Origin of the sequence: Actinoplanes sp. HUAS TT8, from assembly GCF_051380535.1 — a bacterium.
GTDB lineage: Bacteria > Actinomycetota > Actinomycetes > Mycobacteriales > Micromonosporaceae > Actinoplanes.
Genome location: NZ_CP195646.1, coordinates 9,516,957 through 9,531,453 on the forward strand (window position 1 = coordinate 9,516,957; position 14,497 = coordinate 9,531,453).

The window sequence follows — 14,497 nt, forward strand, 5'->3', positions numbered from 1 at the left end:
TCATCCTGCCATCGTGCCCGATCATTCGCACACCCGTTCGAGTTATCCACAGCCTGTGCGCACAGCCTGTGGGTTGAGCGACGGGTTCAGCGCTTCCGGTTCAGCAGCATCCAGGCGCCGGGCAGCACGGCGGTGGCCAGGGCGATCTTCAGAACATCACCCATCAGGTACGGCACCACGCCCTTGACGACCGCCTCGGGCACGTCCATGGTCGTCATCAGGGCGAGCCACGGGACGCCGACCAGGTAGATCAGCAGATTCCCGATGAACATCAAGCCGATCGTGTACGCCGGGCGACGGTCGGCGCCGAGCGCCGCGAGCTGGCCGACCAGGGCCGCCGCGACGACGAAGCCGAGCAGGTAGCCACCGGTCGCGAGCGGCCAGCCGGAGGCGCCACCGGCGAACCACGGGACGCCCAGGGCGCCGGCCACCGCGTACAGCAGCATGCCGGCGGCGCCGCGACCCGGGCCGAGGACCGCGCCGGCGAGCAGCACCGCGAACGTCTGCCCGGTGATCGGCACGGGCGAGCCGGGCACCGGGATCGCGATCTGCGCGGCCAGCCCGACCGCGCCGGCGGCCCCGGTGACCAGCAGCGCGTCGCGCACGACGGATCGGCCCCACACGTCGGCGAGCACGCCGGTCGGCCGACCGGGCACCACGGCCCCGAATATGTCAGTCACCGTTGCGACCTCCCGTCCAGCGTTGCCGGGAACCGTAGGCGTCGAAGATCACGGTCCGGCGTCACTGTGGCCTGTATCGCACCACATCGGACCGCCGCCTGACGGCGACTTTCACAAAGACCCATTTCGCGTACGGCGTCCCGGCCGCTCCCCGCACCCGGCAACGGCAACGCCGCCCGTGGCGTGGCCACGGGCGGCGCTATCGCCGTACGGCGAAAGGGTTTTGGTGTTGATCAGCCGATCAGAGGGTCAGCGACCAGCTGTTGATCTTGCCGGTGTCCGAGGAGTAGATGTCCTGGACCTTGAGCTGCCAGGTCCCGTTGGCCACCTCGCTCGACAGGTTCTTCGAGTAGGTCGCGATCACGTTGTCGGCGCTGTCGGTGCTGGACGTGGCCTTCAGGTTGTAGACCGTTCCGTCCGGCGCGACCAGGTCGACCCGCAGGTCACCGCGGTAGGTGTGGGTGATGTTGACCGAGACCGACGCGGTGGTCGACGGGGTCTTGGCGCAACCGGCGATCGCGATGTTGCTGTAGACGGCCGCGCCGGCGTCCGGGATGGTGACCGCGGTCGCGTTGGAGCCGGTGCAGCCGGTCGACGGCGGGTTGGAGGTGCTCGACGACGGGGTCGGCGAGCTGGTGCCGCCGCCACCGGTGCAGGTCGGGTCGGCGGTCTGGGCCGGCACGCTCACGGCGTCCCAGGCGGCCTTGGTGGTGTTGAAGAGCGCACAGGTGCTGTCCAGGGCCTTGGCCGAGGTCAGGGTCCAGGTGCGGTACTTCAGGTACGACGAGCTGCTGGTCTTCATCAGCATCGCGTTGTACATGATCTTGGTGGCGTTCTGGATGCCGACACCGGTGATGGCGCCGGAGCCGGAGCACCGGGTGCTGGTCGGCTGGCCGTTGGTGGGCGCGGTGCCCTCGGCGAGCAGGTAGAACCAGTGGTTACCGGGGCCGGCCGCGGCGTGCACCTCCTGGCTCGGGGTGCTGGACGAGTAGCAGTTGTCGTCACCGGCGAGCGACGGGTTGTACATGTACCGGATCGGGCCGGAGCCAACCAGGTTGACCTCCTCGCCGACCTGGTAGTCCGGCGGGTCGTTCGGGTTGTTGGCGTAGGCCTCGGTGGCCGCACCGAAGACGTCGCCGACGAACTCCTGGGTGCCGTTGCCCGAGATGCCACCGGGGGTGTTGTCGTCGATGCCGTGGCCGATCTCGTGGCCGAGCACGTCCGCCGAGGCGATCCACTGACCGGCGGTGTTCTTACCGATCTGGACCTGGGTGCCGTCGTAGTACGCGTTCTGGTCGTTCAGACCGACGCGGATCGGCCAGGCGCCGCCGCTGCTGCTGAAGCCGGTCCGGCCCAGCCACGCGGAGAGCATGCCCTTTTCCTTCTGCGCCGAGTAGAAGGCGTCGACGCAGCCGGTCTCCTTGCTCGTGCCGACCCCGGTGCCCCAGACGTTGTCGGTGCCGCTGAAGGTCGTGTTGGTCGACGCGTCCTGACAGGTCAGCGTCGCGATGCTCGGGTCTTTCAGGCTGTACGTGCTGCCCGAGAGGGTGGTGTCCAGGCTGACCGAGCCGTTGATCCAGCCGGTGCCGGTGCCGGTCACCTCGGTGACGTGCTCCTTGCTGCCGAGCACCTTGCCGGTGGCCGCGTCCACGTCCACGGTGAGGCGGCTGGCGCCCTCGGCGCTGGTGCCCCGGATCGTCGACTCCCAGGCCAGGGCCGGGGTGCCGGTGGTGGCGAGGACGACCAGCTTGGTGCCCTCGACGCTGGAGACGGTCTTCAGCTCACCCTTGGCGATCTTCAGCGAGTCGGCGGCGCTCAGGGTCGGGGTGGTGTTGACCACGCCGAGCGGGGAGCTCTGCGCCACCGAGGTGTACTTGACCTGGCCGGCCAGGTCGGTGACGACGACACCGTCACCGCCGATGACCTCAAGGCCCTTGTACGTCTTGGTGTACGGCACGTACTGGAGCTTGTCGGTGGAGATGACGTCATGCTGGACGAAGACCTCGTCCGCGGCGGCGTGGAGAGCCGCCGGACGGGCGGCGAACAGAGACGAGGCGGCAGCAGCCGCAGCCGCGGCGGGTGACGCAGCGACGCTGGGCGTGGCCGTCGCCGGTCCGGCGAGAGCCACGGCCACCGAGGCGACCGCGGTTGCGGCAACCGAGGCGACCACGACAGGGGTACGGGATTTCACGCACTTCTCCTTTCCCGCCCGGGGGGTTGGCGGGCGGGTACGACCGTCCGTGGACGATGGGTCACACCTGGATGACTTGAGGTGAGACGTTAAGCATCGACGAACGTCACCGAATCAGGGAAAACCCTCGTTCGGCCCGGGAGAGCGCTATCTATTAAGTAACTTCTATGAGCCGATCTCGCTGACCTCGGCGAACGGAGCATCGTTCCACCAGATGGCGTGGATGATGAAGCTGTGGTTCGTCTCGTTGAAGTAGACCGCCATGTCACTCGGCGAACTCTGCGTCTTCTCCACCGCGTAACCGTCGGCCGGGGTGGCGGTGACCAGCGAAACGACCCCCGCGCTGGTCATCTTGACGACCGCCTGACCCCCCTTGACCGAGAAGGATCGGACGTACGTCTTCAGCCCGTCCCCACCGGTCGTGACCGTCCAGCCGTCCTCAGTGGTGGTGGCCGGCTTCGTCGTCGGGTCGGCGGTCGCCGGCGTGGTGGTCCCGGGCGACTTCGACGGCTTCTTCGACGGCTTGGGCGAACTGGACGCCGTGGTGGCGGCCGGGCTGGACTGCGGGCGAGCCCCGACCGGGGGCAGCGAGACCGGCGGCAGCGAGACCGGGGTGACCACATCCGCGGCCGGCACCTGATCGATGTCCGGCAGTGCCCCGACATCGGCGCGAGCGGCGTTGAGCACCGGCAGCAGCGCCACCCAGGAGAGCACGATGCTGCTCGCCGTCGCCACGAACCAGCCGGTCACCGGGACCCAACGGGAAGATCGCACGACGCCCATCCTCTCACCTGGTCCTATGGTGTACGCCATGGCGTTGATCCTGTTGGTCGAGGACGACCGCAACATCGCGGCCGCACTGACCCGTGCGCTGACCGATGCCGGGCACGTGGTGCGCCCGGTCGGTCAGGCCGCCCAAGCGCTGAAGATCGTCACCCAGGAGCGACCCGACCTGGTCATCCTCGACCTCGGGCTGCCCGACATCGACGGCACCGACGCCCTGCGCATGATGCGCACGGTCTCCGACGTGCCGGTGATCGTGGCGACCGCCCGGCGCTCGGAGGCCGACATCATCGCACTGCTGAGCGCCGGCGCCGACGACTACGTGACCAAGCCGTTCTCCGGCGGCCACATCCTGGCCCGGATCGCGGCGGTCCTGCGGCGGGCCCGCACCACCACCGAACAGGCGCCCAACGCGATCACCGTCGGCGAGCTGGTGATCAAGCCGCGACAGCGCCGGGCCGAGCTGCGCGGTGAGCCGCTGCAGCTGACCCGGCGCGAGTTCGACGTGCTGGCGTACCTGGCCGAGCGGGTCGGCCAGGTGATCAGCCGGCGCGAGCTGATGAACCAGGTGTGGAACCAGGCCCGGATCGGCGAGGAGCAGACCATCGACGTACACATCTCCTGGCTTCGCCGCAAGCTCGGGGAGACCGCCGCCAAACCTCGATTCCTGCACACCGTGCGTGGGGTCGGCGTGATGATGGTCGATCCGCAGTGAGGTGGGCGCTCAACCGGCTCGCCCTGGCCATCACCTCGATGGTCGCCCTGGCGTTCCTGGTCCCGCTGGCCGTCGCGATCTGGCAGATCGCCCACGACAAGGCCATCTCCGAGGCCCGGCAGCAGGCCACCTCGATGGTCACCGTGCTCGGCGTCAACGCCGACCCGACCGCCCTGACCAACGCGGTCGCCAGCACGTCGGCCGGTAGTGCCGGTCAGCTCGCCGTGCACCTGCCCGGCCTGGACCCGATCGGCACCACGCACCTGAGCGACACGACCGTCGAACGCGCGGCCAAGCAGCGCCGCTCGGCGACCGCGACCGCCGACGGCGGCGTCGCCTACCTGCAGCCGACCGTGCTCACCGACGGCCGGACCGTCGTCGTCGAGGTGTTCATCACCGACGCCGACATGCGCCGCGGCGTCTACAAGGCCTGGGCCTCCCTGTTCGGCCTGGCCGTGGTGCTCGTGGCCGGATCGACCCTGCTGGCCGACCGGCTCGGTGCGTGGATGGTCCGGGCCACCCGGCAGCTCGCGACGTCCACCCGCAAGCTCGGAAGCGGCGAACTCAACGAACGCATCGAACCGAGCGGGCCGCGTGAACTGCGCGACGCCGGCCGGGCCTTCAACACCATGGCCGGGGACCTGCGCCGCCTGCTGGATCGCGAGCGCGAACTGGCCGCCGATCTTTCCCACCGATTGCGTACGCCGTTGACCGCGCTCCGCCTCGACGCGGAAGCGATCCCCCCGGGACCGATCGCCGATCGCATGCGCCAAGCCTGCGACCTGCTCGACTCCGAGCTGGAAGCGATCATCACGGGCGCCCGGCTCGGAGTCGAGGACCGCGGCAACCAGCAGTGTGACCTGGTCGAGGCGCTGGCCGACCGGCTGGCGTTCTGGTCCGTGCTGGCCGAGGACCAGGAACGGCCCTGGGAAGTGGTCGGCGGGCACGAGCCGGTGATGGTGCCGATGTCCCGCAGCGACGTCATCCTGGTCGTCGACGCGATGCTCGGGAACGTCTTCTCGCACACCGACGAAGGGGTGGCGTTCCGCGTCAGCGTGTCCTCGACGGGACTGCTCGTGGACGACGCCGGGCCCGGGATCGCCGACCCGGCATCGGCCGTGCAACGCGGATTCAGTGGCGCCGGCTCGACCGGACTCGGGCTCGACATCGTGCGGCGGGCGGCTGACACCGTACGCGGAGAATTGGTTGTCGGGCGAAGCCCGCTGGGTGGGGCCCGGGTCGGATTTCTGCTGACGTCACCCGTTGAGGAACCGCCACCCGGTCGCCGTTTTCAGGCCGGTTTTCGGTCGTCTTAAGGCTCCGTTATGGCAGCTCTCCCTAATGTTCCGGCTCGTAAGGACGCCAGGACGATGTCTGGAGAACTGACATGCGCAGGAAGATCGCCTACCCATTGGCCACCCTCGGGATGGTCGGGTCGACATTGGTGATCGCCTCACCGGCCCTGGCCCACGGCTACGTCTCGTCGCCGCCGAGCCGGCAGGCACAGTGTGCCGCCGGCACGGTCGCCGACTGCGGTGCGATTCAGTTCGAGCCGCAGAGCGTCGAGGCACCGAAAGGCTCCAAGGAATGCAACGGTGGAAACGCCAACTACACGGTCTTGAACGACAACTCACGGAGCTGGCCGGCCACGTCCGTCAGCAGCTCGGTCAAGTTCAACTGGGTGCTGACGGCCCGGCACCGGACGGCGAGCTGGGTCTATTACGTCGACGGTACCGAGGTCGCCACGTTCAACGACAACAACGCGATTCCCGAGGCGACCGTCAGCCACACCGTAGACCTGAGCAAGTTCTCCGGAAAGCACACGGTTCTCGCGGTGTGGAACATCGGGGATACCGCGAACGCGTTCTACAGCTGCGTGGACTTGAACATTGGTGGCAGCGGATCGTCCACACCGACCGCCACTCCCACGACGACGACGGCGCCGACGACCGCTCCGGCCACCGTGGCGCCGACCGCGACCGCTACCACGGCGGCGCCGACCGCTACCGCAACCAGCTCCGCCGCTTCCACGGCCGCACCCAACGGGAGCGAGTGGGCGCCGGGGGTCAGCTACAAGACCGGTGATGTCGTGACTTATAGCGGTGTTTCCTACAAGTGCCGCCAGTCGCACACCTCGATCCGCAGCTGGGAGCCGTCGGTCTACACGCTCGCCCTCTGGCTGCCGCTGTGAAGCGCCGCTCCTCGGCCGCCACGGGATCTCGTCGCCCGGCCGCAGTCTCGTCGGCTCGCCGCCTGGCCGCGGTCGTGATGGTCGCGCCGGTGCTGATGCTCGGCGCCTGCGGAACCGAGCCGTCGGCCGCGCCGGCCACCTCCGCCGCGCCCGCGCCCGCCGTCAAGAACGTCGCCGAGATCACCGCCGGTTCGACCTTCAACGACCGGGACGTCATGTTCCTGCAGATGCTCGCCGACCACCAGCAGCAGGGCCTGCAGATGGCGGCGATCGGCGCGTCCCGGGCCACCCGGACCGACGTCGCCGACCTGGCCAAGGCTGTCCAGCTCACCGAGAACGACGAGCTGACCATGATGACGAACTGGCTCACCGAATGGGGCAAACCCACCACGGTCGACAAGCGGGTAAGCGTCCACGCCGACCACGGCGGCCTCCCCAGCACGACCGACGAGGAGATCAACTCGTTGAAGACGGTGAAGAAGGCGGATTTCGAGACCGCATTCCTCAACCTCTTCCTGGCCCACCAGCACAACGCCGTGGAGATGGCGCAGCTGGAGCTCGACAAGGGCGCCAACGAGCAGACCAAGCAGTTCGCGGAGCGAGTCAAGGAGTCCCGGGCCGACCAGGTCCAGCAGATGCTCAGGCTGTTGAACGGCTGAGCTCGCCTGCTCGATACTGCGGATGGCCCGGCCTGGCGGGCGGGCCATCCGCTTTTCGAACCATTCGTCCGATATTTACGCTAGTTTTCGGACATGCGTAGCGTGATCTCTGCGGCTTTGTCCCTCACGTTGATCGTCGTGCCCCCGACCTCGGCCCCCGCCCTGTGGGACCACCCCGGATACGACGCCGAACGCAGTTACTTCAACCCGCACGAATCCGCGATCACCGCGACCACCGTCGGACACCTCCACCAGATGTGGACGCAAAACCTGCGCCAAGCCGACGACACCTGCGCCGAATTCTCCGCCCCGATCCTCGGCGGTGGCATCCTCTTCGCCGCCGACCTCAAAGGCGTCTCCGCCCACAACCCCACAACCGGCGTCGTACTGTGGCGATTCGACTGGGACTCGGTCGAAGACATCGGCGCCAACGGCACCATGCGCATGGCCGTCGCCGACGACACGCTGATCCTCAGCAACAGCGAGTGCGAAGGATTCAGCGGCGGGAAAAGCCGGCTCCTCGCCCTCGACATGGCCGGACACATCCGCTGGCAGCTACCGAAGGTCGACGCGATCAACTCGATCGTCGTCGACAAAGGCACGGTCCTGATCTCCCACGTCTACATCGAAGGCGACGCCACGGTTCTGGCCTATCGCGTACGCGATGGAAAGCCTTTATGGTCCAAGCCGGGCTACAACGCCGCGGAAGTGTCGGCCGACGGCCTTGTCCCGCTGTACAAATACGACGACGACGAAGAAACCTCCTACGAGACGGCCGCGGTGGACATCACCACCGGCACGGCCCGCTGGAGCCGCCCGCTCGACCTTCGCGTGCAGGCCGCAAGCCCGGCATCCGACCGCTTCTACGCCACCGACTCGTCGGACGCGCTGATCGCCCTGAACGCCGCCAACGGCGCCAGCCTGTGGTCGACCCCGGCCGGGGAATACCCGGGGCTGGCCATCGACGGCCCCCGCGTGTACGTGGCCGTCGCCCACAAGATTTCCGCGCTGGCCGCGGCCACCGGACGCCCGGTGTGGTCCCGCACCCAGCCGGACTGGGTCTCCCATCCGGTCGTGGCCGCAGGGTTGCTCTACACCGGCGGCGCCGTCCTGAACGCCGAAACCGGCACCCCCACGGCCGCTGCCTTCCCCGGCAAGGTCATCCCCGCGGGCGGCCGTCTTTACCAGGTCAACGGCCCCCACCTGACCGCCTACCAACCCTGAACTAGGCGATCGCGGCGGCGAACTGCGCGTAAAGATCTCCGGACAGCGGCGTCTTGAGCCGCCAGGTCACCGCCATCGGGCGCTCACCCTCGTGGCTGACGTACTCGGCTGGCCCGAGGAACCAGAACGATCGGTCGCTGGCCCGGGCCCGAGCGAACAGCAGAATCGTCCGGTCCTTGTCCAGATGATTCTGGTAGCGCTGCCCGGTCGGGCTGTTTGCGCTGGTCGTGGACTGACTTTCCCAGTGGAAGAGGTCCCGGCTGATCGCGTAGTCCCGGTAACGCGTGGTCGGCGAAAAGTCGCCGCTGGTTTTGTCGATCGTGATCATGAGCAGGTCGGCGCCGATCTCCTTGGCATCACGGACGCCCTCACGCCACTGCGGCGTTTTCGCCTGTTCGCCCTCACCGGCGGCGGCCAGAATCTCAATGCGGGTGTATCGACCGTGGATCTGCAACGGCACCTCGGGCAGGGCCGTCTCCTGTACGTGATCGGGCGCATCGCGGAGTACGTGCATGAGCTCGTGGACCTCGGCCAGCACCTGCGGATGCGACCACACCAGGTTGACGGCCTCGGGGAGCGTCGTCTCCTTCTGGAGCAACTGGTCGCTGAGGGACGTCGTCAACATCCGGAGCAATCGTCGGTTCGTACCGTCCGGCATCTCGGTGTCCGGACGGGCCATCCCGGTCAATTCCCGATAGGCCGTCAGCCGCTGCCGATCGTCGACATGATGCATTCGCCCGAGAGCACGGCGTAGCGACTTTTCTTCCGGGCCGGCCTCGGCCACCGCCAGTCCGGCCTCCTCCCGCATTTCTGACCACGTCCGGTTGTTGGCGTAGATGTCGGCAACCTCGAGCCCGGTCTCCGCCAAATAGTCGGCCAGCGTCACTTCGCCCCGAAGCTGAGCGAGCGCCCGCAGCTCCCGTACGCGGGACGGCCAGGTGGTCGGGATCGCCTCGCGAATGCTGCGCAGCACCACGTCCTGCGCGACCGAGTCCAACTCCATGTGGCAGCCCGCCGGCAGGAACGGAAAGCCCTCCTCGATCGCGTTCTCCACGTCCTTGCGGCTGCCGCCCAACAGGGCTCGATAACGTTGGTCGAAGCGGAACTCGCGGCGGTGGGAACCGACGAAGTCGAGCACGGTGCAGACCGTTTTGCCGGCCTTGAGCCGCAGGCCGCGACCCAATTGCTGAAGGAACAGGGTGGCGCTTTCGGTCGGCCGTAGGAACAGGAGGGTGTCGACAGCCGGAACGTCGACGCCCTCGTTGAACAGGTCGACCGAGAAGACGACCTGAATACGACCGTCCTCCAGGTCACGAAGTGCGCCCCGGCGTTCGGTGTCCGAGCTGGTGCCGTCCACGGCGACCGCGGCGACGCCAAGCTTCCGGAACTGGTCGGCCAGGTAACGGGCGTGCTCAACCGTCACGCAGAAGCCCAGGCACCGAATCGTCGCGACGTCGTCGACATGGTTCAGCAGGCGGTCGTAGACAAAACGCACCCAGCTGTCGTTCTGGACGTAGGCCTCGGTGAGCGCGGTCGGGTCATATCCCTGGCCGCGACGCCACGGAATCTGGGTGAGGTCGGTGCCATCGTGAATGCCGTAGTACACGAACGGCGAGAGCCGATGCTGCTCAATCGCGTCCCACAGCCGAAGCTCGGCGGCGATCCGATCGCCGAACCAGTGCAGGATCGGGAGTCCGTCGGCGCGTTCCGGAGTCGCGGTGAGCCCGAGGAGTTGCTGCGGTGTGAGGTGGTTCAGAATCTTCTCGTACGAATTGGCGGCCGCGTGGTGGAACTCATCGATGATGACCACGTCGAAGTGGTCCGGGACCAGGTTTTCCGGCCCGAACCGGTCGAGTGTCTGAATCGACGCGAAGACGTTCTCGTACGACTCCGGCCGCCGGCCACCCAGCCAAAGCTCGCCGAAAGTGTGGTCCCGCATCGCGTGCCGGAAAGTGTCCCGGCTCTGAATCAGGATTTCCTCGCGATGCGCGATGAAGAGCAGCCGGGCCCGCCCGAGACGCTGACGCAGCCGTGCGTAGTCGACCGCCGCCATGACCGTCTTGCCGGTGCCGGTCGCGGAGACCAGCAGGTTACGGTGCCACCCGTTTTGCCGGGAAACCTCAATCCGTTCGAGCAGCCGTTCCTGAAACGGTTCCAGGCGAATCTCGATCGGGCTCAGCGTGGTTTGGTGCCGATCGCCGCGTCGCTCGCCGGTCTCGATGGCCGTGCGGAATTGCTCCTCCGCATACGGTACGAAGTCGCCACCGACCCAGTAGCTCTCGAAGACCGCCGCGACCTTGTTGACCACGTCCGGATTGCGAGCCGCGGAGACTCGGACGTTCCATTCCATGCCGTCGATCTGCGCCGAATGGGTCAAATTGGAGGAACCGACGTACGCCGTACTCATCCGCCCATGCCGGTGGAACAGCCAAGCCTTGGCATGCAGTCGAGCCGTCGTCAGGTCGTAGGAGACCCGCACCTCCGCGCCGAGCGCGGTGAGCTGATTCAGCGCCTCTAGCTCGGTCGACCCGGTATAGGTCGTGGTCAGCACGCGTAGCGGTTTTCCCTGATCGCAGTGCTTCTTCAGCGCGTCCATGAACTGCCGAAGGCCGCTGCGGCGAATGAACGCCATCACGATGTCGATGGCGTCGGCCGACTCAATTTCGGTCTGCACCTGATGGCCGACCCGAGGCTCACCCGGTGCGTTGGTCAGCAGGGTGGTGTCGATCAGCGGAATCTTGGGCCGCCGCGGAAAACGCAGCGTGCCGCCCAGGTCAAGGGTGCCGATGCCGACCAGGTTCTCGCCCGCGGCCAGCGGCCGTTCGCCGGCCGAACCGACTTTGGGCAGGCGCTCATGAAGGGTGTCCAGCAGCGTTCGAGCAACCTCGACGCTGACCCTGACCCGGTCCTCCTCGCGCACCGAATCCAACGCCCGTTCGATCTGCTCGGCCAGCAGTCGGGCGAATCGATCCGCGGCCTCGGCTGGGCGCACCCCTTGCCGTTTGACCAACTGCTCGTCGACGTGAGCGAGTTTGGCGAGAAGGGACTCCGTGACGATGTCCTCGTAGAGCCCCGCGGTTAGATCGTCAGACACGCGGCCAGTTTGCCTGACCTCTGCTAGGGGCGCGGGAAAACCGGGCGCCATCGGTGCGGTAGTCGGCGGTTCGATAGCGTGAAAGCGCACGCCAAACCGCCACACCTGAGGGGAACACGTGGAGCTGCTGCACTCCGGCAAGGTTCGGGACGTCTACGCCGACGGCGGGGACCTGGTCCTCGTGGCCTCTGACCGGATCTCGATCTTTGACGTGATCCTGCCGACCCCGATTCCGGACAAGGGGAAGATTCTCACCCAGCTGTCGCTGTGGTGGTTTGACCAGCTCAGTGATGTGGTGCCGAACCATGTCATCTCCTCGACCGATGTGCCTGAGGAGTGGGCGGGGCGGGCGATCCGGTGTGAGCGCCTGGAGATGGTGAAGGTGGAGTGCATCGCTCGGGGGTACCTGGCCGGCTCCGGGCTCAAGGATTACCGGCGGGAGGCCATGGTTTCCGGGGTGCCGCTGCCGCCCGGGCTGGTCGAGGGGTCGCGGCTGCCGGAGGCGATCTTCACGCCGAGCACCAAGGAGGCCGTGGGCGCCGGGCATGACCAGCCGATGACCTTCGAGCAGGTGGTCGAGCAGGAGGGTAAGGATCAGGCCGAGGAGTTCCGGCGGATCACGCTGGAGATCTACCGCCGCGGGTCGGAGATCGCCGCGGGCAAGGGGATCCTGATCGCCGACACCAAGATCGAGCTGGGCACGAAAGGCGGGGAGTTGAAGCTCGGCGACGAACTCCTCACGCCCGACTCGTCGCGGTTCTGGCTGGCCGACGAGTGGAAGCCCGGCGGCGTGCAGCGATACCTGGACAAGCAGGTGCTGCGGGACTGGGCGATCCACGAGCACGGCTGGGACAAGACCGAGCCAGGCCCGGAACTGCCCGAGCACGTGGTCGAGGCGACCCGGGACCGCTACGTCGAGGTCTACGAGCGCCTGACCGGAGACCGCTGGAGCTGATCAAGCCTCCGCGGTCGGACGCCGCCCGGTCGACGACGAGGACGACGGCTGGTCCGCCCGGTTGCGCTTGTGCATCAGCCAAGCGCCATACCCCAGGGCCAGCACCGCCTCCAGCGCGCCCGTCCATCCGCCGTAGATCATGCAGATCGGGGCGATCGTCCACAGCAGAATCGCTGTGATCAGCCACCGTCGGCGTTGTCGGAGCCGCAGCCGGTCGACCCGGCGCGCGAAGCCTGGGTCGGTGTCCCGCAGCCGGGCCACCATGCCGTCGAACTCCTGTTTTTCCCGCGGCTCGAGCACGCCCCGTCACCTCCGTTGCGAGGATGGACGGGATCGAAACTACCCCCTCCGCGCCCCGGCCAACCGCGAATGTCAGTAGACCGGCACGAGAGCATCAGCACAGCGCATTCATGAACTTACGCGCTGCTACGACGTATGCGGAGCGAAACGGTCTGGTGACGGCTGCCGGGCCGTCCGCCCGAGCCCGCGCGAAACCCCACCCCGAAGATCACATTCAAGATCTTCATGTCCCATGTCCGCTGTGGTCCAGGTCGTCGCTCCCGCGGGGACCCTTCCGGGCTTCGCAGGGCGCTGGCGCGCCCAGAACGCGAAACCCGAAAGGGCGACGTCCGTGGCTGGGCACGGTTACTGCAACAAACCCATCCACCCCCAAACCCCGTGAATCCCTCCACACGCCCCAGCCCGCCAGGAACCAGCCCACTCACCCCCCAGCCGCGCCCACGCTTGTCAGCTGGTTCTCAGGGCTGTCTCAAGGCCCTTGACACAGCCCTGAGAACCAGCCGGAACCGCAAGCCGCCCAGCAGGCCCGACCGCGACGCGAACCTCGCGGCCGGCACGGCGCCGCGCGCCGCTCGGGCGGGGCGGGCTGCTCGGGCGGGGCGGGCCGTGGCGGGAGTGCGCCGCGTGGGCGGAGTGGGGCGCGGGGGCGCGGGGTGGAACCGGGGCAAGCGCGCGAGGCGGAACGGGAACGCGCGGGTAGAGCGGGGCGCGCCGGTGGGGCGGGGCACGCGGGTGGAGTCGGAGCGTGCGGGAGCGGGGCGTGCGGGAGCAGGGCGCGCGGGTGGAGTCGGGGCGTGCGGGAACGGGGCGCGCGGGAGGAGTCGGAGCGCGCGGGGTGGAACGGGGGCGGGGCGAGCGCGCCCGGGTGACGGGCGCGCGTGGGAAGCCCAGAGGCTTAACGGGCGGAAGTTTGGGGACTTCTAACGACCGTACGCGCGAAGGGGGTCAATGATGAGAAGCCGCCGCCTGCTCAGGCCAGTGAACGCTCATCTTGCAGTCGCCGCAGGTCAGCTGCTCGCCGCAGGTCGGGCACCAGTCGTTGGTGCGCCGCAGGTACCAGCCCAGGGCGACGCCGGAGAACAGGCTCAGCAGGCCGACGATCGCGGCGACGGTGACGGCGCCGGTCATGACGCGAGCGGCTTTCGGCGGACCAGGCGCAGGCCACGGTTGTCGAGCATCGGGTCGGCGTCCTCGCGTGACGTCACGTAGGGGGCGGTGAACGTGTCGACGCCGGTGCCGCGGTGTGATCCCGGGTGGTAGGTCACCGTGACCGCGCGCCGGGAGGCGGCCTCGATCACGCCGGCTCGCCAGCCGTCCCGGTAGACCCAGACGGGGTCGGCCGGGCGGTAGCTCTCGGCCGGCGCCACATCCGCCGGGTCCCGCTGGGGCGGGGTGACCGTCGGCGTGGACGTCATCCAGTGCGACATTGCGGTGCCTCCAAGCTCTCGAGGCGGCGTTCATGGGGGCCAGCAGGCACCGCCGACTACGCGCAACAACCGAGCAGCCGAAGTTTTCGGCACGCTGCGTTAGCAGTCGGTACGTTCCTGTCAGCTATCATGCTCGTCATCAAGTGCGTCCGCAAGGCCGTCTGCACGTGCATCTGAGCGCGCATCCGCCTTCGCGGGACTACGCTTGACACTGTTTCGCGGTAGACGATCTCCGCTCTAGGATGCATCCGACTGCGATCCGGCAGTCACGACGCGGC

13 protein-coding genes are annotated in these 14,497 nt (G+C 68.0%); 6 read left to right on the forward strand and 7 right to left on the reverse strand.

Annotation, left to right across the window (positions count from 1 at the left end; genetic code table 11):
• Nucleotides 1-86: 86 nt before the first annotated feature.
• The 3 genes from ACSHV8_RS42355 to ACSHV8_RS42365 all read right to left on the reverse strand — a co-directional run bounded on the left by ACSHV8_RS42355 (nucleotide 87) and on the right by ACSHV8_RS42365 (nucleotide 3,654).
• Nucleotides 87-680 (reverse strand): biotin transporter BioY, encoded by a 594-nt coding sequence (locus ACSHV8_RS42355; protein ID WP_436525511.1) that lies wholly within the window; start codon nucleotides 678-680, stop codon nucleotides 87-89.
• Nucleotides 681-921: 241 nt separating this feature from the next.
• Nucleotides 922-2,871 carry a M4 family metallopeptidase gene (locus tag ACSHV8_RS42360; RefSeq protein WP_436525513.1) on the reverse strand — a complete coding sequence of 650 codons (1,950 nt, stop codon included), beginning with the start codon at nucleotides 2,869-2,871 and terminating at the stop codon, nucleotides 922-924.
• Between the two features lie 165 nt (nucleotides 2,872-3,036).
• A complete protein-coding gene (locus ACSHV8_RS42365; RefSeq protein WP_436525515.1) occupies nucleotides 3,037-3,654 on the reverse strand; it encodes a DNA mismatch repair protein MutL in 618 nt (205 codons plus the stop codon).
• A 28-nt stretch (nucleotides 3,655-3,682) separates the two neighbouring features.
• Between ACSHV8_RS42365 and ACSHV8_RS42370 the strand changes: the two genes are divergently transcribed.
• The 5 genes from ACSHV8_RS42370 (at nucleotide 3,683) to ACSHV8_RS42390 (ending at nucleotide 8,443) form a co-directional block, all read left to right on the forward strand.
• A complete protein-coding gene (locus ACSHV8_RS42370; protein WP_221324762.1) occupies nucleotides 3,683-4,369 on the forward strand; it encodes a response regulator transcription factor in 687 nt (228 codons plus the stop codon).
• On the forward strand, nucleotides 4,366-5,685 hold the full coding sequence (locus ACSHV8_RS42375) for a HAMP domain-containing protein (protein ID WP_436525518.1): 1,320 nt from the start codon (nucleotides 4,366-4,368) through the stop codon (nucleotides 5,683-5,685). The genes ACSHV8_RS42370 and ACSHV8_RS42375 overlap by 4 nt, the downstream gene beginning before the upstream one ends.
• A 71-nt stretch (nucleotides 5,686-5,756) precedes the next feature.
• Nucleotides 5,757-6,560, forward strand: a complete 804-nt coding sequence (locus tag ACSHV8_RS42380; RefSeq protein WP_436525520.1) for a lytic polysaccharide monooxygenase — start codon at nucleotides 5,757-5,759, stop codon at nucleotides 6,558-6,560.
• Complete coding sequence (locus ACSHV8_RS42385; protein WP_436525522.1) at nucleotides 6,557-7,219, forward strand: DUF305 domain-containing protein; 663 nt, start codon at nucleotides 6,557-6,559, stop codon at nucleotides 7,217-7,219. Before ACSHV8_RS42380 ends, ACSHV8_RS42385 begins: the two co-directional genes overlap by 4 nt.
• 93 nt (nucleotides 7,220-7,312) lie before the next feature.
• Entirely contained in the window at nucleotides 7,313-8,443 is a 1,131-nt protein-coding gene (locus ACSHV8_RS42390; RefSeq protein ID WP_436525524.1) for an outer membrane protein assembly factor BamB family protein, read from the forward strand.
• A gap of 1 nt (nucleotide 8,444) precedes the next feature.
• Here the strand turns inward: ACSHV8_RS42390 and ACSHV8_RS42395 are convergent, their stop codons facing one another.
• Complete coding sequence (locus ACSHV8_RS42395; protein ID WP_436525526.1) at nucleotides 8,445-11,537, reverse strand: DUF3427 domain-containing protein; 3,093 nt, start codon at nucleotides 11,535-11,537, stop codon at nucleotides 8,445-8,447.
• Between the two features lie 118 nt (nucleotides 11,538-11,655).
• Here ACSHV8_RS42395 and ACSHV8_RS42400 point away from each other — a divergent pair, with 118 nt between their 5' ends.
• Entirely contained in the window at nucleotides 11,656-12,492 is an 837-nt protein-coding gene (locus ACSHV8_RS42400) for a phosphoribosylaminoimidazolesuccinocarboxamide synthase (RefSeq protein WP_436525528.1), read from the forward strand.
• On the opposite strand, the gene ACSHV8_RS42405 is transcribed toward ACSHV8_RS42400, so the two are convergent.
• The 3 genes from ACSHV8_RS42405 to ACSHV8_RS42415 form a co-directional block, all read right to left on the reverse strand.
• The gene (locus tag ACSHV8_RS42405) at nucleotides 12,493-12,792 is read right to left on the reverse strand and encodes a DUF3040 domain-containing protein (RefSeq protein ID WP_436525530.1); all 300 of its coding nucleotides are present in this window, start codon (nucleotides 12,790-12,792) and stop codon (nucleotides 12,493-12,495) included. It abuts the gene before it with no gap.
• A gap of 945 nt (nucleotides 12,793-13,737) precedes the next feature.
• Nucleotides 13,738-13,920, reverse strand: coding sequence for a hypothetical protein (locus ACSHV8_RS42410; protein ID WP_396342832.1), 183 nt, complete (start codon nucleotides 13,918-13,920; stop codon nucleotides 13,738-13,740).
• Nucleotides 13,917-14,207, reverse strand: coding sequence for a hypothetical protein (locus ACSHV8_RS42415; protein ID WP_436525532.1), 291 nt, complete (start codon nucleotides 14,205-14,207; stop codon nucleotides 13,917-13,919). The genes ACSHV8_RS42410 and ACSHV8_RS42415 overlap by 4 nt, the downstream gene beginning before the upstream one ends.
• Between the last annotated feature and the right edge of the window lie 290 nt (nucleotides 14,208-14,497).